Origin of the sequence: Streptomyces sp. MNU76, assembly GCF_020982545.1 — a bacterium.
GTDB lineage: Bacteria > Actinomycetota > Actinomycetes > Streptomycetales > Streptomycetaceae > Streptomyces.
The window spans coordinates 84,272-107,554 of the sequence record NZ_JAJKLK010000029.1 but is presented as its reverse complement, the minus strand read 5'-3'; the positions used below and the strand labels follow the sequence as shown (position 1 = coordinate 107,554).

Sequence of the window (23,283 nt, the reverse complement as noted above, 5' to 3'; positions counted from 1 at the left end):
TCGTCAGTCGTCGGCGACCAGTGCGGTCAGGTCGAGGAGGCGGTTGGTGTAGCCCCACTCGTTGTCGTACCAGCCGAAGACCTTGGCGAGGGTGCCGTTGACCTGGGTGAGGGCCGGGTCGAAGACGCAGGACGACGGGTCCCCGATCACGTCGCGGGAGACGATGGGAGCCTTCGACACGCGCAGGACGCCGTGGAGCGGCCCGTCGGCGGCCGTCGTGAACGCGGCGTTGACCTCCTCGGCCGTGGCCTCGCGCTCCAGCACGACGGCCAGGTCGGTCAGGGAGCCGTCCTCCACGGGCACCCGGACCGCGATCCCGTCCAGGGCGCCGGCCAGCTCCGGTACCACCAGTCCGACGGCGCGGGCGGCGCCCGTGCTGGTCGGGATGATGCTCAGTGCCGCCGAGCGTGCGCGGCGCAGGTCCTTGTGCGGGCCGTCCAGGAGGGCCTGGTCGTTGGTGTAGCCGTGGATGGTGGTCATGACGCCGCGTTCGACGCCGAAGGCGTCGTCGAGGACCTTCACCATCGGGGCCACGCAGTTGGTCGTGCAGGAGGCGGCCGAGACGATCCGGTCGCGGTGGCGGTCGTAGGTGCCGTCGTTGACGCCCATGACGATGGTGGCGTCCACGCCCTTGCCGGGAGCGGACAGCAGCACGGTGTGCGCGCCCGCCTTCAGGTGCAGGGCGGCGGACTCACGGTCGCGGAAGCGGCCGGTGGACTCCACGACGATGTCGGCGCCGTGGTCGGCCCAGCGCAGGGCGGCCGGGTCGCGTTCGGCGGTGACCGTGATGCGCCGGCCGTCGACGGTGATCGAGCTGTCGTCGTGGCTCACCTCGCGTCCGATGCGTCCGAACGTCGAGTCGTACTCCAGCAGGTGCGCGAGCGTGGCCGGCGAGGTGATGTCGTTGATCGCGACCACCTCGACGTCCTGGGTGCCGGCCTCGGCGCGGGCGAGGGCGGCGCGCAGGTAGGTGCGACCGATACGGCCGAAGCCGTTGATACCGACGCGAACGGTCATGGCGGTGTGCTCCTCATGGGGTCGGCCGACTGCGGGCGGGTCGGGCGGGGACGACGGTCTCCCCGGCCCCTCGCCGGGAGGCCGTCTCCCCGGCCTCGTGGCCGGACTCCCCGATTGCAGCGTCGTGGTGGCGGGTCCCCGGGGAGCAGGGGCCGCAGGTCCCTCGCCGGGGCCGACCGGCCCATGGAGCCCGGCCCGGCGCAGATGGAGAGTGGGTGGGAGGCAACTGGAGAGACACGAGTGATTTCAGGAGGCGAGGGCCATGCGGCACCGGTTGGTGAGCGACCTCATGACCACGTCGGTCGTCCGGGTGCACCCCGACACCGGGTTCAAGGAGATCGCCAAGCTGCTCGCCGAGTACGACATCACGGCCGTACCGGTGGTGGACGACGACGACCGTCCCGTGGGTGTCGTCTCCGAGGCGGACCTGTTGCGCAAGGAGGCCGCACAACTGGATCCGGCCGGTCTGCTGCCGGTGCTGCACCCGAAGCCCGCAAGCCGCGCGAAGGCTGAGGCGGCGACGGCCGCGGGGCTGATGAGCGCTCCGGCCGTGACCGCCCGACCGCAGTGGACGGTGGTGGAGGCCGCCCAGGTCATGGAGCGCCACCGGGTCAAGCGGCTGCCGGTCGTCGACGAGACGGGCCGGCTGGTCGGGATGATCAGCAGGGCGGACCTGCTCCGCGTGTTCCTGCGGGGCGACCGCGCCATCCGCGAGGAGATCAACGGAGACGTTCTCCTGCGCACCCTGGGCATCGCGCCCGACGCGATCCTCGTACGAGTGGTCGACGGACGGGTCACGCTCCGTGGCACCGTCGAGCGCAGGTCCCTCGTCCCGGTCGTGGTGCGGCTGTGCGGCGGTGTGGACGGAGTCGTCGACGTCTCCGCCGACCTGGAGCACCGCATCGACGACTCCGACACGTCGGCGGGCTCGGACCCGGGCACGTCGCGCCGGTCCCAGCTGGCGAGCTGAGCGATCCCGCCGGCGTCCTCGCCAGGAGGGGCCGGTTCGCCCGAGGGCCGGGGCCGAACGGCCCTACCGCGGCACTGGCGGTCACCGTTCCATGGAGGCCGCTCGTGCCGAATGCCGTCAGCACGCACACCCACCCGCGCGGAAGACCACTATGCCGATCAGCAAACCCAACGGAGCCGCCAAGCCCCGGAGGTCAGTCGACCTCGACAGCCACGAGGCACTGCGGCTGCTCGGCAGTGTGTCCTTCGGACGGATCGTCTTCACCCGGCACGCGCTGCCGACCGTCCGTCCCGTCAACCATGTGCTGGACAACGGCGACATCGTCATCCGCACCCATGAGGGCACGGCACTGACCGCGCGGGCCCAGGAGGCGGACGACCTGGGCGTCGTGGTGGCGTACGAGGCCGACGCCATCGATCCGGAGACGCACCTGGGCTGGAGCGTGGTCGTCACCGGCTACGCGCGCCCGGTCACCGATCCCGAGGAGCTGGCCCGCTACCAGGCGATGCTGCGGCCCTGGGTGAGCGGAACCATGGACCACGCGGTCCGTATCCGCCCGGATCTGGTCACCGGCATCCGCCTCACGGCCGTCGAGGCCGACGCCTCGGACCGACGCTGAGACCGACGCCTCGGACCGACGCCTGAGGCCGACCGGGAGACCGGTTGGAACCGGGGCCCCGGTCGGGACCGGTACATGGTCGTCTCAGGCGTCAGGTCGGCGCAAGGCCGGATCGGCTCAGGGGTGCGGGACGACGGCCACGGGGCAGCCGGCGTGGTGCAGCACCGCGTGGGTGACCGGACCGACCTGCGGACCGATCCCGAGACGGGTGTCCCGGATCCGGCGTCCCACGACGACCAGACCGGCCCCGGTCGCGGCCTGTACGAGCGCGGTGGCGGCCCGTTCCCGCACGACGCCCACCACGACGGGAACCCCGGGGAACTTGTCGCACCAGGGGCGCAGCGTCGCCACGACGGCACGCTCCCGCGCCGCGAGCAGCTCGGGCGCCGGTGTCGGTGCGGAGGTGTCGTCCGCCGTGTGGGCCGCGGGAACCCGGTACGCGTGGAGCACGCGGAGCCGGGCGTCACGCCGGGCGGCCGCGGCGAAGGCGAACTCGACGAGTTCGTCGCAGGGACGCGAGGTGTCCAGCCCGAGGACCACGTCCCGGTAGGGAGTCTCCGGTATCTCCTCGGGCGAGATGCCGTCCGGGGCCGGGAGGTGTTCGCCGGCGAGGGTCTGCCGGGCCCGGACGAGCACCACGGGACTGGGCGACCTGGCGACCAGACGCTGTGAGACCGAGCCGACGACGAACCCCGTGACCGCGCCCAGTCCACGGGAGCCGAGCACCAGCAGTTCCGCCTTGTCGGCCTCCTCCAGCAACGTGTCCACCGGGGAGTCCGCGACGAGCCGGTCGACGAGCCGCAGTCCGGGGTGTGCGGACCGCACGCTGACGACCGCCCGGTCCAGCGTCTGTTCGGCCCAGCGGCGCTCACTGAGGTCGGCCGGAACGGAGGCGGGCGGACGGGGGTGCCACGCCCAGGTGTGCACGAGCCTCAACTCGGCGCCCCGGCGCAGGGCTTCCCTGGCCGCCCAGTGGGCCGCGGCGAGGCTCTCGGTCGATTCGTCGACTCCGACGGTCACGTGTCGCTGCATGGTGCGCGCCTCCTGCGCTCGGGCCCGACTGCTCCTGTGTGCAGCCTCGTGGAGGACTGTCGCGCGCGCAGGGGGCCGCACAGTCCTTTCGCCGGGCCCTTCGGCCCCAACTGCCGCGCGGAGGCGACGGACCCGGGCCGACCGGCGGGGGACGGGACCGTACGGCCCATGCCGCGCCCGGCGTGGGGCCACCACACTGGGCAGGGTCCGCCTCCAAGGCCCACCGGCTCCGCGTACGCGGGACGGGGAGGAGTTTCTGATGTGGTCCGAGACCCTCGACGCCCGGACGCTGGAGACACTGATCTCGGCGGCCGTGGCCGCGCCCTCCATCCACAACACCCAGCCCTGGCGTTTCCGGCTCGATCCGGACACGGTGACGCTGGAGATCCGCGCCGTGGCGGATCGCGGCCTGCGCCACATCGACCCCACGGGCCGCGCCCTGCACCTCTCCGTCGGATGCGCCGTCCTCAACCTCAGGGTGGCGGTGGCCCACTTCGGCCGGGAGCCGGTGACCCGGCTGCTGCCCCGGCCCGACGAGCCGGACCTGCTCGCCACCGTACGGTTCGGCGGCCCGGTGCGGACCACGCCGTTTCCCGGGTTGTTCGAGGCGCTGTGGCGCCGACACAGCAGCCGGTTCCCCTTCTCCGACGTGCCCGTGCCCACCCCGGTGGCCGCGGAGCTGGCCGAGGCCGCCCACGGCGAGGGGGCCCTGCTCAGGCGTCCCGGGCCACGCGCCACGGACCGTCTGCTGCGGCTCACCCGTGACGCCGAACACCGCAACACCGCCGACGCCGACAGGGCCGCGGAGAGCCGTCGTTGGGTGCACGAACCCAACGCGGGGTCGCTGGGCATGCCGCCGGCGACGGTGGGTCCGCAGGACTTCCGCGAGCGGGTCCCCCTGCGGGACTTCGGCGCCCACCGGCACCCCTCCGCACTGGCCAGCCGGCCCTTCGAGTCGCGGCCGTCGATCAACGTGCTGTTCACCGCGCACGACCGCAGGGCCGACTGGCTGCGTGCCGGACAGGCCCTCGAACGCGTCCTGCTGGTGGCCACCGCCCGCGGGCTGCGGGCCTCCCTGCTGCACCAGGCCCTGGAATGGCCGGACCTGCGCGAGCGGCTCGTCCCGCCGGAGGAGGACCACCGCGCCCATGCCCAGATGGTGATCCGCCTGGGCTACGGGCCGGAAGGCCCCGCCTCACCGCGGCGGTCGGCGGGGCAGGCAATGGACGAGAGCGTGCTGCCCCTGTCCCGGTGAGCCGGGCCCGATACTCCCGTCGGGCCGGCCGCACGGGTCGAGGGTCGTCAGGGTCGTCGCAGCGTCGATCGCGCTCCGCGGACGGCCAGTTCGGCCAGTTCGGCCAGGAGCACGGTGGACGCGTGAGCGCGCACACGGCCCACTCGGCCGCGGTCAGGGGCACGGTGCCGAAGACGGTGCGCCCCCAGGGGAGGTGGACGGCGAGGACCTGGACGGCGAGGACGCCGGCCAGGCAGAGCCAGAGCGCGCGGTTGCGGAACTGATGGCGACCCAGGAGCGGACCGTCGTCCGCGCGGGCGCCGAGCGCGTTGAACAGCTGGAACAGTACGAACGTGGTGAACGCCATGGTCAGCGCGGTGTCCGTGCGACACGGGGACGGGCCAGGGCAAGCAGGGTCACCGTGCCGACGGACATCACCGCACCGGCCCGCCCGACGGCGAGGAGGCGGCGGAGGTCCAGGATCCGCTCGCCCGGGTCGCGCGGCGGGTGTCGCATGACGTCGTCGCGCGCGGGGTCGACGGCCAGGGCCATCGCCGGGGGCCCGTCCATGATGATGTTGATCCACAGCAGCTGGGCCGCCGTGAGCGGGGAGGGCAGTCCGGCGAGTGTGGCGCTGAGGAGGGTCAGGATCGCGCCGATGTTGGTGGCCAGTTGGAAGCGGACGAACTTGACGATGTTGGCGTAGATGGCCCGTCCTTCGCGGACGGCCCGCACGATGGTGGAGAAGTCGTCGTCGGTGAGGACCATGTCGGCGGCTTCCTTGGCCACGTCCGTGCCGGTGACGCCCATGGCCACGCCGATGTGGGCGGCCCGCAGGGCGGCCGCGTCGTTCACCCCGTCCCCGGTCATGGCGACGATGTGCCCCCGGCTCGCCAGCGCCCGTACGATCGCGACCTTGTGCTCGGGAGCGACCCTGGCGAACACCCCGATGCCCTCGATGCGGGCGGCGAGCCCTTCCCCCGTCGTCGCGTCCAGCTCCGCACCGGTGACGACCCCGCCGCCGATGTCCAGTTCACGCGCGATGGCGGCCGCGGTGTCCGCGTGGTCACCGGTGATCATCTTGACCTGGACGCCGGCGGTGCGGCACAGGTGGACGGCCTCCCGCGCCTGCGGGCGGGGCGGGTCGGCGATGCCCGCGACGGACACCAGGGTGAGGGCGGGCAGTCCGCCGGGTTCCGGCACATGGTCGGTCACGGCGGTGGCCGCGCCGAACCCGCAGTCCTTCGCCGCCCAGTCGCGCCATCACGCCGAGGATCTCGTCCCGGCGCGGCTCGTCGAGGTCGCGCACCCCGTCCTCGGTCCGCACCCGGACGCACAGTCCGAGCAGCACGTCCACCGCGCCTTTGACGTGGACACGAGTACGGCCGTCGGGTTCGGAGTGGAAGGTCGCCATGTACTTGGTGGTCGCGTCGAAGGGCACCTCGCCGACGCGCGGCCGGTCGCGACGTTCCTGGTCGGCGTCGACACCTTCCTTGGCCGCGAGCACGACCAGCGCGGCCTCCGTCGGGTCGCCGAGAAAGCCCTCTCCGGTCAGACGGGCGTCGTTGCACAGCGCGAAGGGCAGCACCGCCGCTCGGACCCTCCCGGAGGGCACGCACGAGCATGCGGCGCAGGGCTTCGAGACTCCGTTCGGCGCGCCGCTCCTGGAGATAGCCGAGCACGGCGTTGATCTGGAGGACGACGGTGATGACCACCGCGTCCTTGACGTCGCCGATGGCTTCGGCCACCACGGCGGCGATCAGCAGAATGCCGATGAGCCAGTTGCGGAACTGGTCGAGGAACTTCAGCCACTCCGGCCGCCGGGCCGGTTCGGCAAGCTGATTGGGACCGTACTCGGCCGCCCGCTCGGCGGCCTCCCGGGCACTCAGCCCCACGGCCGGATCGACACCCGCCCGGTCCGCCACCAGCGCGGGCGGCAGCCGATGGGCGTCCCGCACCCGGTGGGTGGGCCGGGGCCGTCCGGGGCCCGTGACGTCGGTACGTCCACCCGTCACTCCTTCGCCGAGCGGACGACGGCGACAGGGCAGTGCGCGTGGTGCAGCACGGCCTGGCTCACCGACCCCAGACGCAGCCCCGTGAAGCCTCCCCTCCCGCGTGCCCCGACCACGAGGAGCTGGGCCTCGGCGCTCGCCTCGATCAGCGACGCCCGTACCCGCCCCCTGACCAGCCGACGGTGCAGGGTCACCTCCGGGTGCCTCTCGCGCATCCCCGACAGCGACTCGGCGCACAGGCGCTCCTCCTCGTCGCGGAGCCGGTCCTCGTCGTACGTCACGAAGGGCGGGTCGGCGGCACCGTCGTAGACCCGTTCCGTCCGGGTGTTCCACACGTGCAGAGCGACCAGGTCCGTGCCGCGCATCGAGGCCTCGGCGAAGGCGAACTCGACGGCGCCCTCGGCCGCCGGGGAGCCGTCGACGGCCAGCAGCACGGGATCCTCCGGATGCGGGGTGCCGCGCACCACCATGACCGGGCAGTCGGCGTGGGCGGCCAGGTGCGCGGAGGTCGAGCCGAGCAGCAGGGCCGCGAAGGCACTCAGTCCCCGGCTGCCCACCACCACCAGCGCCGCGGTGCGCGACTCGATCTCCAGCACCATGATCGGTTCGCCGGCGACGACCTCACGGCTGATCTCCACACCGGGCGCCACGGTGCCGGCCCGCCGCTCGGCCTCCGCCATGGTCCCGTCCACCATCTCGCGCAGGCCGGCCCCGGCCGGATTCCAGGGCGGCGCACCGGGCGGCACACGGGCGCCCGGCCATCCGAAGGCATGGACCAGCCGCAGGCCGATCCCGCGCGCACCGGCCTCGCGCGCGGCGGTCTCCACGGCGGCCAGGCCGGACGGCGAGCCGTCCACTCCGACGACGACGGGAGCACTCATCGCGGCTCTCCTCTCTCTCGGCCCGGTCCGGGGCGCGGACGCGCACACCGGCCGGAGCGCCGAGTCAGACGGACGAGTGAGGGCAGCGCTGTGCGGCCGGACCGCGTGGCCCGGCCGCCCCGCACCGTTCCTTCGTACCTCAGCCTCTCCCCGCCGACCCCATCCCGCACTGGGCCGGACGGCCCCGGGGTACGTCCCGTCCGGCCCTCGCCCCGCCGCCTTCCCGCGAACACACTGAGTGACGACTTCAGCGGGGCGGACCGATGTCGCGGTGGCCGCGGCGACGCCCGCAGGTCACCCCGGAGGTGCGCCATGGCCGGCCCCGTCATCGTCGGGCTCGACGGCACCCCCGCCGGCGTCACGGCCGCCTGGTGGGCCGCGCGCGAGGCGACGCTGCGGCGGTTGCCCGTCGTACTGCTCCACTCGTGGACCACCCAGCCGCTGGACGTGCGGACGGTCCCGCAGGAGGCCCGCAGCAAGGAGCGGTACGGCCGCGAGATCCTGCACCGGACCGCGGCCGAACTGCTGCACCGTCACGGCGATCTGGAGCTCAGCACGGATCTCGTGTCGGCCCCGGCCGCGCGGGAACTCGTGGAGCGCGGCAAGGACGCCTCCCTGCTCGCGCTCGGCACCCGCGGTCACGGCTCCGTGGGAGGTTTCCTGCTGGGCTCCGTCAGCCTGCACGTGCTGGGACTCGCGCGCTGCCCGGCCGTGGCCGTACGGGCCGGTGACCCGGCCGTCGAGAACGGCTGGGCGCACCCGGCGGCCGCGGATCGGGACGAGGTCGTGGTCGGCGTGCGGGAGCCGGGGCCCGCAGCCGACCCTCTGCCGGAGTTCGCCTTCGCCGAGGCCGCGTCCGGCAGAACGCCCGTGCGTGTGCTGCGGGCTGTGCCCAGGGCCACGCTGTGGCCCCGCCCGCACGCACCGCACACCGCGGCGCACGGCGACTCGGTGGCCGGGGCGCGGGAACAGGCCCGCCTGGCCGCCGCGGTGGCGCCCTGGCGGCGGAAGTTCCCCGAGGTCTCCGTCACCGAGGAGGTCGTCACCGGCCGCCCTTCCCAGGTGCTGACGACCACGGGGCACGGCCGGCTCCTGGTCGTGGGACGCCGGCAGCACCCGGGCCCCTCACCTGGCGGCTCGGTCCGGTCGCGCACGCGGCGCTGCACCATGTGCCGACCCCGGTCGCGGTCGTCCCGCACGACTGAGGTCCGCGGCCGGCAGGGCGTCCGTCCCTGTCGGCGGCCGTCGCGTCCGCCGGAAAGTCCGCCGGGAAGTCCACACCTGTCGAGGGGATGCCATGAACGCCGTGCTCGAATGCGCCCATCTGGTCCGCCGGTTCGGGGACCGCACGGCCGTCGACGACGTCGGCCTGCGGATCGCGCCCGGCGAGACGTACGGTCTGCTCGGGCCGAACGGCGCGGGCAAGACCACCACGATCAGGATGGTCTGCGGACTGCTGCGGCCCGATGCCGGAACCGTGCGGGTGGCCGGCCGGCCGATGACGACGGCCGCGGGACCGGCAAAGCGGCTCATCGGTTTCGTCCCGCAGGACGTGGCGCTGTACCCGGACCTCAGCGTCCGTGAGAACCTCCGCTTCTTCGGCCGGCTGTACGGTCTGCGGCGCGGGCTGCTGGACCGGCGGGTGGACAGGGTCCTCGACCTCGTGGAACTGGGCGACCGGGCCGGCGACCGCGTCGACTCGCTGTCCGGCGGCATGCGCCGACGGCTCAACATCGGCGCCGGTCTGGTGCACGCGCCGACGCTCCTGGTGCTGGACGAGCCGACGGTCGGGGTCGACCCGCAGTCTCGCCACGCGATCCTCGAGAGCGTCCACCGTTTCGGCGAGGAGGGCATGGCCGTCCTCTACACCACGCACTACATGGAGGAGGCGGAACGGCTCTGCGACCGCGTCGGCGTCATCGACCGGGGCCGCCTGGTCGCCGAGGGCACACCGCGCGAACTGGTGGCGCTGGTGGCCGAGCGCGACCGAGTGCGGCTGACGGCCGTCGGGGACCTGGTCGGGTACACGGACGCCTGCCGCCGGCTCTCCCGCGTCGAGGGCGCGGCACGCCGCGGCGACGTGCTCGAACTGGTCGTCAAGGACGCTCGCAGCCTGCTCCCGCAACTCCACGACCTCGCCCACGACCTGGCCGTCGACATCCGCGGCGTGGAGATCGACGAACCGGACCTGGAGGCGGTGTTCCTCCATCTCACGGGCACCGCGCTGAGGGAGTGAGCCGCCGTGCGTGTGGTGATCGCCATCGCGGCCAAGGACCTCAGGCAGCGCCTGCGGGACCGTTCGGCGTGGGTCATCGTCTTCCTGGCGCCGGTCCTGATCTCGGCCCTGATGGCCCTGGCGTTCGGGAACAGCGGCGAGTTCCGCGCGGAGATCGGGGTCGTCGACCTGGACCGGGGCCCCGCCGCCACGGGCCTCACCCAGGTGCTGCGGAGCCCTGAGCTGGAAGGCACCGTCCAGGTGCGGTCGTACGACACCGAGCGCGCGGCACGCGGGGCCGTCGACGCGGGGGACGTGCATGCCGCGATCGTCGTGCCGGCGGGGTTCAGCCAGTCGCCGCACGGCGACGGCGCGGCGCCGGTCAGGGTCCTGGGCAGCGTCGACCACGGCCTCCAGGCCCAGCTCGCGCGCGCGGTCACCGAGTCGTACGTCGCCCAGGTCAACGCGGACCGGCTCTCGGTGGCCACCGCCGTCGCCGCGGGCGCCCCGGAGGCCGACGTGCCCGAACTGGCCGCCAGAGCGGCCCTGCTGCGGCTGCCCGAGGAGGTCGGGGCACAAGGGCTGAGCGGTGATCCGCTGAAGGTGATCAGCTACTTCGGACCCAGTATGGGCATGTTCTTCGTGCTGTTCTGCGTCGGCTTCGGCGCTCGCGGCTACTTCGTCGAGCGTCAGCAGGGGACCCTCGACCGGATCGCCGCCGCGCCGGTCGGGCGCGGTGCCCTGCTGCTCGGCAAGTCGTTGTCGACGTTCGTCTACAGTCTGGCCGGGCTCACCACCGTGACCCTGGTGTCCTGGCTCGCCTTCGACGCGCGGTGGGCCGATCCGGTGGGGGTCGCCGCGCTCAGTGTGGCGATGGCGGTGTGCGTGGTGTGTCTGACCGCCCTGGTCATCTCGCTCGTCCGGACCGAGCAGCAGGCGCAGGGATTCGCCTCGATCCTGGTCTTCGCCCTCGTCCTGCTCGGTGGGAACTTCGTGTTCGCCGCGAACACCACGCCGACGATCCGTATCCTCGCCCTCTTCACGCCCAACGGCTGGGCACTGCGCGGCTTCACCGACCTGGGCACCGGAGTACGCGGCTGGGACGCGGTCGGTGCCCCGCTGCTCGGCATCGCGGTGTTCTCTCTGGCCGTGGCCGCGACGACCACGCTGATCCTGTGGCTGAGGAGAACGCCATGACCGCACTCGCCGTGACCGGGGCCACCCTCACGCGCATGTTGCGCGACCGCACCGCGCTGTTCTTCATGGTGCTGCTGCCGGTCGCCGTCATCGTGCTCATCGGGGTCACCGTCAGCGGGTTCGACCGGTTCCGGGTCGGGCTCGTCCCGGCCCACCGAACCGGCCCCGTGGCAGGCGAGTTGGTGTCGGAGCTGCGGGAGGCTCCCGGGCTGCGCACCCTTGGTTACGACAGTCCGGACGACGCGCGCACCGCGCTGCGGCGCTCGGAGCTGGACGCGGTCGTCGTGATACCGGACGGTCTCGACAGGGACGTGCGCGCCGGGCGGCCGGTGACCGTGCGGGTGCTGGTGGAGCCCTCGGGCAGTGCCGGGCACGGGGCCGTGTCCTCGGTGTCGGCCGTCGTCGCCGGGCACGCCGCTCGTCTGCAGGCAGCCCGGTTCGCCGCCGACGAGACCCAGGGCTCCTTCGACGACGCCCTCGCTCTCGCCCGTGGCGCCGAGCAGGCCGCGTCCCCGATCGTCGTACGCGGCGAGACCGTCGACGGCCACAGCGACTTCCTGCCGCTCGGCTACGGCTACAGCACCCCGACCATGCTGGTGTTGTTCGTGTTCATCAACGCCCTGGGAGGCGGGGCGACCATCGTGCAGACCCGTCGCACGGGTGTGTACGCCCGCGCCCTGGCCGCCCCGGTCTCCGCCCGCACGCTGGTCGCCGGCGAGACCCTCGCCCATCTGCTGCTGGCGCTGGCGCAGTCCCTGTTGATCGTCACCGTCGGCGCGCTCGCCTTCGACGTCGCCTGGGGCGATCCGGTGGCCGCCGGAGCTCTTGTCACGGTGTGGGCGCTGGTCGGCACGGGCTCCGCTCTGTTGGTCGGTGCCCTGTTCCGGACCCCGGAGCAGGTGCACGCGATCGGCCCGGCCTTCGGCATCGGGATGGGCATGCTGGGCGGCTGCATGTGGCCCCTGGCCTTCGTGCCCGACTGGCTGCGCACCGTGGGCCACGCCGTGCCGCAGGCCTGGGCCGTCGACGCGTGGACCACCGTGCTCTCCCGGGCGGGCGACCTGTCGGCGATCCTGCCCGAACTCGCCGTCCTCGCGGCGTTCGCGACCGCCCTGCTGGTCCTGGCGGCGCTGGCCCTGCGGCACCGGCTGACGACGGGCGCGGGGACCTGACCGGCACAGGGCCCCCGCAGGGCCGGCCTCGCGGGCCGGGCAGCCGGTCGGGCGAGGGGGCGGCACCCTCAAGTGATGTCGAGGACGTCCCGGACGGGGCGGCGGGCCGTGCGGGCCGTAGCCGAGACGCAGCACCATCTGGACGTACCCCCGCCCGGAGACCGGGTCGCGGGCGAGGGTGCGCAGGTCGTCGTTCTCCAGCGGGTGGGAGGTCAGCGCGCCGGCCAGTCCGGCTGTCGTGGCCTCCAGCAGGACGTGTTCCAGCGCCTGCCCGGCGCGCAGCCAGTCGAGGAGCCCGTCACCGCGGGTGTACAGCAGGGCCAGGTGGGGGCTGCTCTCGAAGGCGGTGCTGCCGCGGTCGGCCACCGGCCGTCGCCCCGCGAAGTCACGCAGCGGTGCCCGGCCGTCCCGGCGGCGCGGGCCGAACGCGTACTCGGGTACGCCGTCGGTGGCGATGTCGGCCTCGGGGCCGAGCCGGGTCCAGCGCTCCAGGTCCTCGCGGCCTCCGGGGTCCAGGATGTCGCGGCTCTCGGCGTCCCGGACCAGCTCCAGGACGGTGTCGAGGTGCCAGGCACCGGGGAACGTGAGCTCGGCGTCCTCCCTGGCGGCGGCCACCCGCAGCCGCGACCGCACGTCCTCGGGGACGTCCCGGTCGTCGAAGGGGTAGCGGCTGGTGTGCCGCCGGCGGATGGCGGGGTACAGCCGGGCCAGATCCCGCTCGTCCGCTGTCGGCCCCCTGTGGTCCGCCGGGTGCGCGGCGGCCAGCTGGACGGCGGCCAGCAGCCGGGGGTCGCCCGGGTCGGGCAGCAGCCGGACCAGCGGGGACAGGCCCGCGTGCGCCGCGGCGACGCGGAGGTTGAACAGCGCCGCCCCGCATCCGATGTGCAGTGCCCGATGGGTGGGGTCGGTGCGGCGCATGGCCCGGTCGAGGTCGGCGCGCAGCAGCAGGACGCGCTCGTCGGTCACGAAGTGGAAGCGCCAGGGCTGCGCGTTGTGCATGGACGGGGCGGCCGTGGCGTCGGCCACGAGATCGGTCACCGTCTTCGTGTCCAGCTCTCGCGTGGTCATCGCAACCTCCCGGCGAGACAGTCCGGTATCCGCTCCACGAAAAGTCTGCGGCGCGTTGAAAAATTCGCGGCCCATGAAAAGTCTGCGGCGGTGGCGCCGGAACCGCGAGGGACCGTCCGGCCCTCACCTGGGCCGAAGGCCCCTCGCGCGCTCGCGCCACGACGCGGTGCAATGGGGGGAACGACAGGAGGCGCCTTTCTTCCGACACCGACTCCCCCGCTTCGTCGCGGTGGGCGCACGAGGAGGTGGCGTATGCCCTTCGACGACCGTACGGACGCCGGACGCCGACTGGCCCGACGTCTCGGGCATCTGCGCGACGAGGACGTCGTGGTCCTGGGACTGCCTCGGGGCGGCGTACCGGTCGCGTACGAGGTGGCCGGAGCACTGGAGGCACCGCTGGACGTGCTGGTGGTGCGCAAGCTGGGGGTGCCGTGGCAGCCGGAGCTGGCCTTCGGCGCCATCGGCGAGCACGGGGTCCGTGTCCTCAACCAGGACGTGATCGACAGCTGCGGGCTGCGGGACGAGGGGCTGGCCGACGTCGAGCGCGCCGAACGGGCGGAGCTGGAGCGGCGTGTGGCCCGTTACCGGTCCGGGCGTGCCCGTGTGTCCCTGGCGGGTTGCACCGCGCTGGTCGTGGACGACGGGCTGGCCACCGGCGCCACGGCCGAGGCGGCCTGCCGGGTGGTGCGGGGCCAGGGCGCGACGCGGGTCGTCCTCGCCGTCCCGGTGGGATCGGTGGAGGCCGTCGCCCGGCTGAGCGCGGTGACCGATCACGTCGTCTGCCTGGAGACGGTGGCAGACCTGGGCTCGGTCGGCGCGTGGTACCGCGACTTCACGCAGACGCGCGACTCCGAGGTGATCGATCTCCTCACCCGTGCCACCCCGACCCAGACGCCGCCTCCCGCCCCCGGCGCTGTCCTGTTCGAACCGTCGCGTCCGGGCCGACGGACGGATGTCCCGGTGGGCCGGGCCGGGGCCGGGGTGAGGTCCACGGGCCTGTCCCGGCGCCCGTCCCCGGCCCGCCCGGCCCGGCGGTCGCAAGGGCCCGTGGTCCGCGAGGTGCGGGTGCCCGCCGGACACGTACGGCTGCCCGCGCGGCTGGTGCTGCCCGACGCGGCCCCGGTGGTGGTCGTCTTCGCGCACGGCAGCGGCAGCGGCAGGCACAGTCCGCGCAATCGGTACGTCGCCGACGTCCTCGACCGGGCGGGCCTGGGCACCCTGCTGCTCGATCTGCTCACGGCGGAGGAGGAGGGCGACCGCCGCAATGTCTTCGACGTCGCACTGCTGGCCGACCGGCTGCACGCCGCCGCCACCTGGCTGCATGCGGGAACCGGGCTGCCGGTGGCCTTTTTCGGTGCCAGCACCGGAGCCGCGGCCGCCCTGGAGGCCGCCGCCGCGCCGGGGGCCGACATCCGCGCGATCGTCTCCCGGGGCGGGCGCCCCGACCTGGCGACCCCCGCGGCTCTGGCCCGGGTGCGGGCCCCGACCCTCTTCGTCGTGGGGAGTCTGGACTCCATGGTGCTCAGCCTCAACCGTCTCGCCGCCGACCGGCTCCGCTGTGAACACCGGCTCGCCGTCGTGCCCGGCGCCACCCATCTGTTCGAGGAACCGGGGACCCTGGCCATGGCGGCCGAACTGGCCCGCGACTGGTTCACCACCCACCTCGCCAGGCCGGACACCGGACACCGCCGCCCGGCCTGAGCACGGCTGGACACGCGCGCCGCCGAGCCGACCGCTGCCGTCGCCGCCCGGCGGGGCGGGACGACACCCGCCCGGCAGCCGCAGCCCGTACCCGGGCCCGTCACCCCACCCGGGCAAGAGCCCCACGTACGGGCCCGGTTCACCCGTCGCGGTCGAGGCGTGGCGGCAGGGGCCCAGCGTCCCGGGACCAGGGCCGGTGGGCCCTGCGGCCGCGACGTCGAGGGGCCGAGACTGTAATCGGGCACGAACGTCACGGGTGACTTGCCGCCACCCGCCTCCGCTGGAGGGCCTTCGTGCCGGGGACCGCTTTCGGGCGAGGCGGTGGCCGCGCGTGGATCGTCGGTCGGCGTGCCCGTGAGCAATGGCTCACCCCCGGCGGGCACGTCCCCACAGGCCCTCACCCCCCAGAGGGTGGGGGCCTGCCCGCGCCTCCCGCGGCCGGTGGTCGCGAAGAGGGACGGACGGCACCGGTCGCGCCCGTTCGGCCCATTCCGGGACCGTTGCCCGCGCGGTCCCCTGAAGGGGAGACGAGGTCCACCCGACGAGGAGGTCCGGTCATGACCGGCACCGCAGCACAGACGGCCACCGCTCCCGGCGCCCCGGAGGCGCAGGTGCACCATCTCGACGTCACCCATGTCCACCAGGACGCGTACGCGGTCGACATCCGCGGTCACCGGATCATGGTCGACCAGCCCACGGAGGCGGGCGGCACGGACACCGCGCCGACGCCGACCGAACTCTTCGCCGCCTCCCTGGCCACCTGCGTCGCCTTCTACGCCGGCCGGTACCTCAGGAGGCACGGCCTGAGCCACGCCGGGCTGCGGGTCCACGCGGAATTCGTCATGGCACCCGACCGGCCGGCCCGCGTCGGCGCCGTCCGCATCGTCATCGGTCTGCCGCCGGTGTTGTCCGAGCAGCGGCGGGCCGCCCTGCTGGCCGTCGCCTCCCACTGCACCGTCCACAACACGTTGCGTGAACCTCCGGAGATCCGCCTGGAGCTGGAGTCCTGAACGCGCGGCTCCGCGAAGGCCGGGGCCGACGGGCCCTGGACCGACCCTCGGGACCGGCGCACGCTGAGAAGTGGAACACGAGGAGCGGGACGGAAGTGATCATGATGGAAGCCAAGCGGTGGACCGTCCAGATCTACATCAGCGAAGAGGGTGACGAGACGCACGCGCGTGCCGTCCTGGGCACGCAGGACACCGCGCACCTCACCGGCAGGGGGGTGGCCCGGCGCAACCCGATCGACCGCCCCATTCCGGAGATCGGCGACGAACTCGCCGCGAGCCGTGCGCTGGAGGACCTGGCCATCCGCCTCCACGATGTCGCGTCCGACGACATCGTTCAGCTCACCGGCCCTGTCCAGGCGTGAGAGCGAACCGTGGGCCCGGGGGGCGGCCGGGGCCCTCCGAGGCGGTCGCCCCGGAGCAGTCGCCACCCGACGGCAGGGTGAGGGAGTCGCTCCCGCCGGGCGGCCGGGCGGCAAGGGGCCGTTGAGCCGCCCGGACGGGTCCCCCGGCCCACGTCCCGCGGCGTCGGTGAGTGGCACGGTGGGACCAGAGACCGTCCAGGGAGGCCGTCATGCCGGACCCGACCGCCGGGAACCATATCGTCGTCGGCGTCGACGGATCCGACGCGTCCGTGGCCGCGCTGCGGTGGGCCGTACGGCAGGCCCACGCCCAGCGCGCGGACGTCGTCGCCGTCCACGCCTGGGAGACCGCCGGCTCCGCGCTCGCCCCCTACGCTCCGGCGTCGGCCCACCCGGACGCCGCCGAGGAACGTCTTCGGGCCGCGCGGTTGCTCGCGGGAACAGTCCGCCGGGCCCTCGGCCCGCGCTTCGACGGCGCCGTGCGCGCCGTCGTGGTGGAGGGGTCGCCCGCGCGGGTCCTGCTGAAGCACGCCCGCGGCGCGCAACTGCTCGCACTGGGGCGCGGCGACCACCACGAGTACGGGCACCCCGCTGTCGGCGCGGTCGCCCGTGACTGTCTGCGGCACGCCACGGTCCCGGTCGTCACGGTGCCCGTCCCCGAACGGCACGCCTCACCGCCGGACCCCTCCGGGACGCCGCCCTTCGCCGGACGTGGGGCCGCGTAGGCGCACGGCGGCGGGGTGTGGTCGTTCCTGCGCCCGGGCGCCCGGTCGGCGGCGGAGATTGCCTCGGGCCCCCGCGCACGCGCGGCGGTCGTACGACGAGCGTGTCGAGCCCGCACGGTCAGGACGAGGGTGACACCCGCGGCCACGACCGGCAGAAGGGCCGTCGACCCCCTGGTGCTCTCGTACGTCCCTCGGCCATCACCCGGACGGCCGCGGTGCCTTCCCGGCCCGCGAGCCGTGCCGGCACCGGGGCGGCGGTTCTTGCGACGTTCGGCCGGGACCGGTCCCGGCCGGTCCTTCGTCCGGGACCGGCCGCCCCGTTCCCGTACGGGCGACGCCGGACGAAGCTCGTCGGGCGGGCCCTACGGAGCCCGGGCGGTCACGCGCGCGAGTGTGTACAGCGGACATGGGCGCAGCCGGAGGTGATCGGCTGCGCCCGTGGTGTGGTCCGGAGTCGTCCCGGTCAGGCAGCCCGCACCTGGATCGTCCGGGTGGCCGTCCTCGTCTCCGGCACCGGGACCGTGACGGTCAGTACGCCGTCCTTGTACTCCGCGGTCGCCTCGTCGCCCCTGGCTCCGGCCGGGAGCCGTACGGACCGGGTGAAGGTCCCGTAGCGGAACTCGGCGCGGTGCTTCTCCGCGATCTCCTCACGGCGCTCGGCCCGCAGGGTCAGCATGCCCTCGGTGACCGTGATCTCGACGTCCTTCTCGGGGGTGATCCCCGGCAGTTCGGCGCGCACCACGTACCTGCCGTCCGCCAGGTGTTCCTCGACACGGATGCCGTGTGGCCCGGTCAGGCCGGTCTCGGCCCAGCCGAACAGGTCGGGCAGTGCCGGCCAGAGGGGCAGCCGCTCGATCATGCCGCTCATGTCTGCCTCCTTCCTCGTCACTTTCAGCGTCTCTCCGCGGGGCATCCACCCGTGTGAGCCGATCGGTCCCGAAGGGAGCCTGTCGGCCCTGGACTTCCGACGTGTCCTGGCTCTCTCGGACAGCGAACGCGGCAGGACGGGCATTTGAGGCGCCAATCATGCAAATTCATTCGATAAAAGCACAGTTGATGACAAACAGTGGCCCGTCCGGCACGGATGCAGTGGGATGACCGGATCGTCAGGGAAGGCGGGGTGGGACGGACATGAACGACTTCGTCCCGGTGGCGTCGGCGCGACGCGCCGGGACCACCGATCGGGAGTGCGGTCGCTGCGCTGTGCGACTGGAAGGCGGCGGTGGACCGAGCGTGGTCGAGGAGCGCTTCCGGGGGCTGCTGGAGGCCGCGCCGGACGCCATGGTCATCGTCGACGACACCGGAACCATCCGGCTGGTCAACGCCCAGACGGAGGCACTCTTCGGCTACCGGCGCGAGGAACTGCTGGGCAGGCCGGTCGAGTTGCTCATCCCGCACCGCTTCCGTGACCACCACACCCGGCACCGCGACGGTTACGCCGCCAACCGGCAGGTGCGCCCGATGGGCGCCGGACTGGAGCTGCACGGGCTACGGAGGGACGGCACGGAGTTCCCGGTCGAGATCAGCCTCAGTCCGCTGGAGACCGCGGACGGACTGCTGGTGTCCGCCGCCGTCCGTGACGTCAGCGACCGCAAGGCCGCCGAGCGGCGCATCAACGAGCTGGCCGCGCTCGTCGAGTCGTCCCAGGACGCGATCCTCGCCAAGACCCTCGACGGCCAGATCACGTACTGGAACGCGGCCGCCCACCGGTTGTACGGCTACACGGCCGAGCAGGCCATCGGTCGCCACATGTCGTTCCTCGCCCCGATGGACCGCAGGCACGAGATCAGCGCGCTCATGGAGCGGCTGCGGCAGGGCGAGAAGGTGGAGCACTTCGAGACGCTGCGCCTCACCCGGGCGGGGGCCCTGCTGGACGTCGACGTCACGCTGTGGCCGACCAGGGACACCGACGGCACGGTCGTCGATGCCTGCGCCATCGTGCGGGACATCAGTGACCGCAAGCGAGCCGAGGCCGAACTCACCGCCCTGTACGAGCAGCAACGGCACATCGCGCTCACCCTGCAGCGCAGCCTGATGGGGACCCCGCCCGCGATCGCCGGGCTGGCCACCGCGAGCCGCTACCGACCCGCCACCCAGGGCGCCGGCGTCGGCGGCGACTGGTTCGACCTCGTGCCGCTGGGCGCGGGCCGGGTCGGCGTGCTGATCGGAGACGTCATGGGCCGCGGTTTGGAGGCCGCCGCCGTGATGGGCCAGCTGCGATCCGCCGCGCACGCGCTGGCCAAGACCGGTATGCAACCGCGTCAGCTGATGCAGGCCCTCGACACCTGCGTCGCCGACCTCGACGTCCCCGACCAGCTCGTGACCTGCTGCTACCTGGTCATCGCGCCGGACACGGGCACCGTGACCGTCTGTTCGGCCGGCCATCTGCCGACGCTGATCGCCTCTCCCGGCGACCACGTCCGCCGGCTCACCACACCCGTCAACGCGCCCCTCGGCGTCGGGGGCATCCTCTACCAGCAGTCCTGCGAGGAGATCCCGCCGGGGGCCACGCTCGTCCTCTACACGGACGGCCTGGTCGAGACCCCCGGCAGCGACATCGACGACCACATCGGGGAACTCGTCTCCTCCCTCGACGGGTTCTTCGTCCAGGACTCGTGTCTGGAGGCGGCCGCCGACCATGTGCTCGCCCGGCTGCTGCCCGACGCCGAGAGCCACAACGACGACGTCACGCTGCTCCTCGCCCAGCTGCCGGCCGCCCCGCTCGCGTCCGTCACCACCGATCTGCCGGCCGTTCCCTCCTCGGTGCCCGAGGGCCGGGCGTTCCTCACCAAGACGCTCACCTCCTGGGACTGCGCCGCGCCGGCCGACCACGCGCTGCTGCTGCTCTCCGAGACCCTGACGAACGCCGTCCAGCACGCCGAGGGCCCCGTCGGGCTGCGGGTGTGCCGTACGGCCACGGATCTGACGGTCGAGGTCAGCGACAACAGCCCGCACCTCCCCCAGCCGCGCCTCGCGGCGGAGGACGAGGAGTCGGGACGTGGTCTGCATCTGGTCCGCGCGCTCTCCGAGAGCTGGGGAGTGCGCCCGACGGACGACGGGAAGACCACCTGGTTCACGCTCAAGTTGTGACACCACCGACGGGACCCGGCCGAGCCGGAGGGCTCCCTCGCCCTCCGGCTCTCCCCCGGACCTCTCCCCCCGGTCCCGTCCTCCCTCTCAGGCGACGAACTCCCTTACCGCCGACTTCAGTTGCGCCAGTCCCTTCTTGGCGTCGGTGAAGAACATGCCGGTCCTGGGGTCGGTGTAGAGCTCGTTGTCGACGCCCGCGTAGCCGTGCCCCATGGAACGTTTGATGACGACGACGCTCTTGGCCCTGTCGACATCGAGGATCGGCATTCCGGAGATGGCGTTGCCGGGGCGGCGGGCCATCGGGTTGGTCACGTCGTTGGCGCCGACCACCAGGGCCACGTCCGCCTGGGGGAACTGCGGGTTGATGTCCTCCATCTCCTTCAGCTGCGTGTAGGGCACGTTCGCCTCCGCCAGGAGCACGTTCATATGGCCCGGCATACGGCCCGCGACCGGATGGACGGCGTAGCTGACGTCGATGCCGTGGTCGGTCAACAGCTGTGCCAGGTCGCCGAGTTCGTGCTGGGCCTGGGCGGCGGCCAGTCCGTAGCCCGGGACGAGGACGACCTTGCTCGCGTACGCCAGCTGGACGGCCACGTCGTCGGCGAAGACCGCCCGCACCTGGGCGGGTGTCCCGCCCGCGGGGGCTGTCGCCGGGGCGCTGTCACCCGTACCGAAGCCGCCCACGACGACGTTGGCGACGGACCGGTTCATGGCGTCGGCCATCAGCTTGGTGAGGATGCCGCCGGAGGAGCTGACGAGCATGCCGGCGACGATGAGCGCGGTCTCGTCGAGCACGAAGCCGGCCATCGCGACCGCCGACCCGGTGAAGGCGTTCAGCAGGGCGATGACCACCGGCATGTCGGCGCCGCCGATCGGCAGCACCATCGTCACGCCGAACAGGAGTGCCACGGCCGTCAGCCCGTACAGGGCCGTGCGGGAGTCCGGGGCGAGCACCAGCCAGACCGTGCCGACGACGAAGGAGACCGGCAGCAGCGCGTTGAGCAGCCGTGCCCCGGGAAACACCACCGGCGCCCCGGACACGACGCCCTGGAGTTTGCCGGCGGCGATCAGGGATCCGGAGAAGGTCACCGCGCCGATGACGATGTCCAGCGCCCCGGGAAGCGCGACCCGGGCGCCGATCGCGGCCGGGTCGTCGGCCTGGAGCAGATCGTTGATCGCGATGAGGGCGGCGGCGCCACCGCCGACGGCGTTGAAGACACTCACCAGTTGCGGCATCGCGGTCATCCGCACCTCACGCGCGGCCCACAGACCGAGCGCCGCGCCGACGAGTCCGCCGGTGCCCAGGACGAGCCAGCCGGCGCGGTCGATCACGCCCTCGTCCGCCACCAGCCAGACGGTCGCCGCGATCGCCGCCGCCATGGCCATGGCGGAGAGGGTGTTGCCGCGGCGGGCGGTGCGGGGATGGTTCATCAGGTGCAGACCCAGCACGAAGCACGCGGCAGCGCCGAGGAAGATGTAGTGGACGGCGTTCGAGACGGTGTCCATGCCGCTCACACCTCCGCCTTCTCACGTGTGCCGGTGGCGGACCGCTCCGGCTTCGGTACGCCCGGCCTGGCCTTGAACATCTCCAGCATCCGGTCGGTGACGACGTACCCGCCGACGACGTTCATGGCACCGAACACCATCGCCACGAAGGCCAGCGTCCAGCCGATCCAGTCGTGCGACTCGGCGGCGATCAGCATGGCGCCGATGACGACGATCCCGTGCACGGCGTTGGAGCCGGACATCAGGGGTGTGTGGAGGGTCGCGGGGACCTTGCTGATGACTTCGACACCTACCAGCACGCTCAGCACGAACACGGTGATCGCGGTAAGCAGATCGAGGTCGTTCATGATGTTCCGCCTCCCATCAGGGCTCCGGTGATCTCGTCCGTCGGGTCGAGGACGAGTTCTCCGTCGCGCACGAGGTGGCGAAGCAGCGCGACGAGGTTGCGGGCGTACGCCGTGGACGCGGCGGTCGCCATCGCCGACGGCAGTCGTCCGGCGCCGATGACGGTGACCCCGCCCGCTCGCACGTCCGTCTTGTCGGGCTCGGAGCCCTCGACGTTCCCGCCGAGTTCGCTCGCCGCGAGGTCGACGACGACCGAGCCCGGCTTCATGCCCGCCAGTGCGGTGCCGGTCACCAGCAGCGGGGGCTTGCGTCCGGGGACCTGGGCGGTGGTGATCACGACGTCGGAGCGGGCGATGTGCGCGTCCAGCGCCTCGCGTTGGGCCCGCTGCTCGTTCTCGGTCAGCTCCCGTGCGTAGCCCCCCTGTCCGGCGCCCGATTCCGCTTGGTGAGGGCTCCGGATGTCGAGGAACCGGGCGCCGAGGGATTCCACCTCCCCTCGGGATGCGGGGCGTACGTCGTACGCCGTGACGACGGCGCCGAGGCGCCGGGCGGTGGCGATCGCCTGGAGCCCGGCGACACCGGCGCCGAGGACCATCACCTGAGCGGGACGCATGGTGCCCGCGGCGGTGGTGAGCATCGGGAAGAACCGGTCGTAGGCGTCGGCGGCGAGCAGGGCCGCCTTGTAGCCGGCGACGCTCGCCTGGGACGTCAGCGCGTCCATGGACTGGGCGCGACTGAGGGTGCGCGGCAGCAGATCGAGGCTGACCGTGTGCACTCCGCGGTCCGTCAGCCCGGCGACGACCTCGGGGTCGCGCAGTGGTTCGAGCAGGCCGACGAGGGTCTGGCCGGGGTGGAGCAACCCTGCGGCGTCCGCGTCGGGCGGCCCGACGCACAGGACGACGTCCGCGGCTGCGAGCAGTTCGCCCAGGACCACGACGGTCGCGCCCGCCTCGGCGTACTCGGCGTCGGTGAACCAGGCGCCGCTGCCGGCACCGGTCTCGACGAGAACGTCGATGCCGGCCCGGCGCAGCAGGGTGACGGCCTCGGGGACGAGGGCGACGCGACGTTCGCTGGGCGCTCGTTCCCGTACGGCTCCCACGATGACGGTGGCCATGATCTGCTGCCTCTCC

Annotated in this window: 21 protein-coding genes and 3 pseudogenes; 13 read left to right on the top strand and 11 right to left on the bottom strand. The window is 73.3% G+C overall.

The genetic code is table 11. From position 1 onward, the window contains the following. Positions 1 to 3 precede the first annotated feature (3 nt). Positions 4 to 1,017, bottom strand: coding sequence for a type I glyceraldehyde-3-phosphate dehydrogenase (gene gap, locus E4N62_RS42775; protein ID WP_230223537.1), 1,014 nt, complete (start codon positions 1,015 to 1,017; stop codon positions 4 to 6). Between the two features lie 262 nt (positions 1,018 to 1,279). Here gap and E4N62_RS42770 point away from each other — a divergent pair, with 262 nt between their 5' ends. Together E4N62_RS42770 and E4N62_RS42765 are read left to right on the top strand one after the other, a co-directional pair. Next, positions 1,280 to 1,987: a CBS domain-containing protein gene (locus E4N62_RS42770; protein WP_230223535.1), complete on the top strand. Its 708-nt coding sequence runs from the start codon at positions 1,280 to 1,282 to the stop codon at positions 1,985 to 1,987. 151 nt (positions 1,988 to 2,138) lie between these two features. Then, on the top strand, positions 2,139 to 2,606 hold the full coding sequence (locus E4N62_RS42765; protein ID WP_230223533.1) for a pyridoxamine 5'-phosphate oxidase family protein: 468 nt from the start codon (positions 2,139 to 2,141) through the stop codon (positions 2,604 to 2,606). Between the two features lie 117 nt (positions 2,607 to 2,723). Here E4N62_RS42765 and E4N62_RS42760 read toward each other — a convergent pair whose 3' ends face one another. Then, complete coding sequence (locus E4N62_RS42760) at positions 2,724 to 3,638, bottom strand: universal stress protein (protein ID WP_230223531.1); 915 nt, start codon at positions 3,636 to 3,638, stop codon at positions 2,724 to 2,726. A 259-nt stretch (positions 3,639 to 3,897) separates the two neighbouring features. On the opposite strand from E4N62_RS42760, the gene E4N62_RS42755 reads away from it, so the two are divergent. Continuing rightward, positions 3,898 to 4,893 (top strand): hypothetical protein, encoded by a 996-nt coding sequence (locus E4N62_RS42755; protein ID WP_230223529.1) that lies wholly within the window; start codon positions 3,898 to 3,900, stop codon positions 4,891 to 4,893. A gap of 184 nt (positions 4,894 to 5,077) precedes the next feature. Here E4N62_RS42755 and E4N62_RS48390 read toward each other — a convergent pair. The 3 genes and pseudogenes from E4N62_RS48390 to E4N62_RS42745 all read right to left on the bottom strand — a co-directional run. Continuing rightward, positions 5,078 to 5,239, bottom strand: a pseudogene (locus E4N62_RS48390) (cation transporting ATPase C-terminal domain-containing protein); the annotation flags it as partial. Positions 5,240 to 5,241: 2 nt separating this feature from the next. After that, on the bottom strand, positions 5,242 to 6,039 hold the full coding sequence (locus E4N62_RS42750; RefSeq protein ID WP_308186276.1) for an HAD-IC family P-type ATPase: 798 nt from the start codon (positions 6,037 to 6,039) through the stop codon (positions 5,242 to 5,244). After that, positions 5,939 to 6,487 carry a hypothetical protein gene (locus E4N62_RS42745; protein WP_230223527.1) on the bottom strand — a complete coding sequence of 183 codons (549 nt, stop codon included), beginning with the start codon at positions 6,485 to 6,487 and terminating at the stop codon, positions 5,939 to 5,941. Before E4N62_RS42745 ends, E4N62_RS42750 begins: the two co-directional genes overlap by 101 nt. Positions 6,488 to 6,579: 92 nt before the next feature. On the opposite strand from E4N62_RS42745, the gene E4N62_RS48385 reads away from it, so the two are divergent. Then, positions 6,580 to 6,714 (top strand): hypothetical protein, encoded by a 135-nt coding sequence (locus E4N62_RS48385; protein ID WP_268270453.1) that lies wholly within the window; start codon positions 6,580 to 6,582, stop codon positions 6,712 to 6,714. Here E4N62_RS48385 and E4N62_RS42740 read toward each other — a convergent pair. Together E4N62_RS42740 and E4N62_RS42735 are read right to left on the bottom strand one after the other, a co-directional pair. Continuing rightward, a pseudogene (locus E4N62_RS42740) lies at positions 6,675 to 6,767 on the bottom strand (cation-transporting P-type ATPase); the annotation flags it as partial. The gene E4N62_RS48385 and the pseudogene E4N62_RS42740 sit on opposite strands and share 40 nt — an antisense overlap. A gap of 116 nt (positions 6,768 to 6,883) precedes the next feature. Further along, positions 6,884 to 7,765, bottom strand: coding sequence for a universal stress protein (locus E4N62_RS42735; protein WP_230223525.1), 882 nt, complete (start codon positions 7,763 to 7,765; stop codon positions 6,884 to 6,886). Between E4N62_RS42735 and E4N62_RS49040 the strand changes: the two are divergent. The 8 genes and pseudogenes from E4N62_RS49040 to E4N62_RS42690 all read left to right on the top strand — a co-directional run. Then, positions 7,655 to 8,428, top strand: a pseudogene (locus E4N62_RS49040) (universal stress protein); the annotation flags it as partial. The gene E4N62_RS42735 and the pseudogene E4N62_RS49040 sit on opposite strands and share 111 nt — an antisense overlap. Positions 8,429 to 9,062: 634 nt before the next feature. Beyond that, positions 9,063 to 10,001 (top strand): ABC transporter ATP-binding protein, encoded by a 939-nt coding sequence (locus E4N62_RS42725; RefSeq protein ID WP_230223523.1) that lies wholly within the window; start codon positions 9,063 to 9,065, stop codon positions 9,999 to 10,001. A 6-nt stretch (positions 10,002 to 10,007) separates the two neighbouring features. Next, a complete protein-coding gene (locus E4N62_RS42720) occupies positions 10,008 to 11,177 on the top strand; it encodes an ABC transporter permease (protein ID WP_230223522.1) in 1,170 nt (389 codons plus the stop codon). Further along, the gene (locus tag E4N62_RS42715) at positions 11,174 to 12,349 is read left to right on the top strand and encodes an ABC transporter permease (RefSeq protein ID WP_230223521.1); all 1,176 of its coding nucleotides are present in this window, start codon (positions 11,174 to 11,176) and stop codon (positions 12,347 to 12,349) included. Before E4N62_RS42720 ends, E4N62_RS42715 begins: the two co-directional genes overlap by 4 nt. Before the next feature lie 1,320 nt (positions 12,350 to 13,669). Continuing rightward, positions 13,670 to 15,118, top strand: coding sequence for a phosphoribosyltransferase (locus E4N62_RS42705; RefSeq protein WP_230223520.1), 1,449 nt, complete (start codon positions 13,670 to 13,672; stop codon positions 15,116 to 15,118). A gap of 557 nt (positions 15,119 to 15,675) precedes the next feature. After that, the gene (locus E4N62_RS42700) at positions 15,676 to 16,128 is read left to right on the top strand and encodes an OsmC family protein (RefSeq protein WP_230223519.1); all 453 of its coding nucleotides are present in this window, start codon (positions 15,676 to 15,678) and stop codon (positions 16,126 to 16,128) included. Between the two features lie 101 nt (positions 16,129 to 16,229). Next, positions 16,230 to 16,490, top strand: coding sequence for a DUF1876 domain-containing protein (locus E4N62_RS42695; protein WP_374117237.1), 261 nt, complete (start codon positions 16,230 to 16,232; stop codon positions 16,488 to 16,490). Positions 16,491 to 16,699: 209 nt separating this feature from the next. Next, complete coding sequence (locus E4N62_RS42690; RefSeq protein ID WP_230223518.1) at positions 16,700 to 17,212, top strand: universal stress protein; 513 nt, start codon at positions 16,700 to 16,702, stop codon at positions 17,210 to 17,212. A 463-nt stretch (positions 17,213 to 17,675) separates the two neighbouring features. On the opposite strand, the gene E4N62_RS42685 is transcribed toward E4N62_RS42690, so the two are convergent. Continuing rightward, positions 17,676 to 18,080: an Hsp20/alpha crystallin family protein gene (locus E4N62_RS42685; protein WP_230223516.1), complete on the bottom strand. Its 405-nt coding sequence runs from the start codon at positions 18,078 to 18,080 to the stop codon at positions 17,676 to 17,678. A 263-nt stretch (positions 18,081 to 18,343) separates the two neighbouring features. On the opposite strand from E4N62_RS42685, the gene E4N62_RS42680 reads away from it, so the two are divergent. Further along, a complete protein-coding gene (locus tag E4N62_RS42680; RefSeq protein ID WP_230223514.1) occupies positions 18,344 to 20,302 on the top strand; it encodes a PAS domain S-box protein in 1,959 nt (652 codons plus the stop codon). Positions 20,303 to 20,389: 87 nt separating this feature from the next. On the opposite strand, the gene E4N62_RS42675 is transcribed toward E4N62_RS42680, so the two are convergent. Genes E4N62_RS42675 through E4N62_RS42665 form a run of 3 tightly spaced genes read right to left on the bottom strand, consistent with a single transcriptional unit; the run spans position 20,390 to position 23,267 of the window. Beyond that, positions 20,390 to 21,808, bottom strand: a complete 1,419-nt coding sequence (locus tag E4N62_RS42675) for an NAD(P)(+) transhydrogenase (Re/Si-specific) subunit beta (RefSeq protein WP_230223512.1) — start codon at positions 21,806 to 21,808, stop codon at positions 20,390 to 20,392. Between the two features lie 5 nt (positions 21,809 to 21,813). Beyond that, the gene (locus E4N62_RS42670; RefSeq protein ID WP_230223510.1) at positions 21,814 to 22,155 is read right to left on the bottom strand and encodes an NAD(P) transhydrogenase subunit alpha; all 342 of its coding nucleotides are present in this window, start codon (positions 22,153 to 22,155) and stop codon (positions 21,814 to 21,816) included. Next, entirely contained in the window at positions 22,152 to 23,267 is a 1,116-nt protein-coding gene (locus E4N62_RS42665; protein WP_230223509.1) for an NAD(P) transhydrogenase subunit alpha, read from the bottom strand. The genes E4N62_RS42670 and E4N62_RS42665 overlap by 4 nt, the downstream gene beginning before the upstream one ends. Positions 23,268 to 23,283 lie beyond the last annotated feature (16 nt).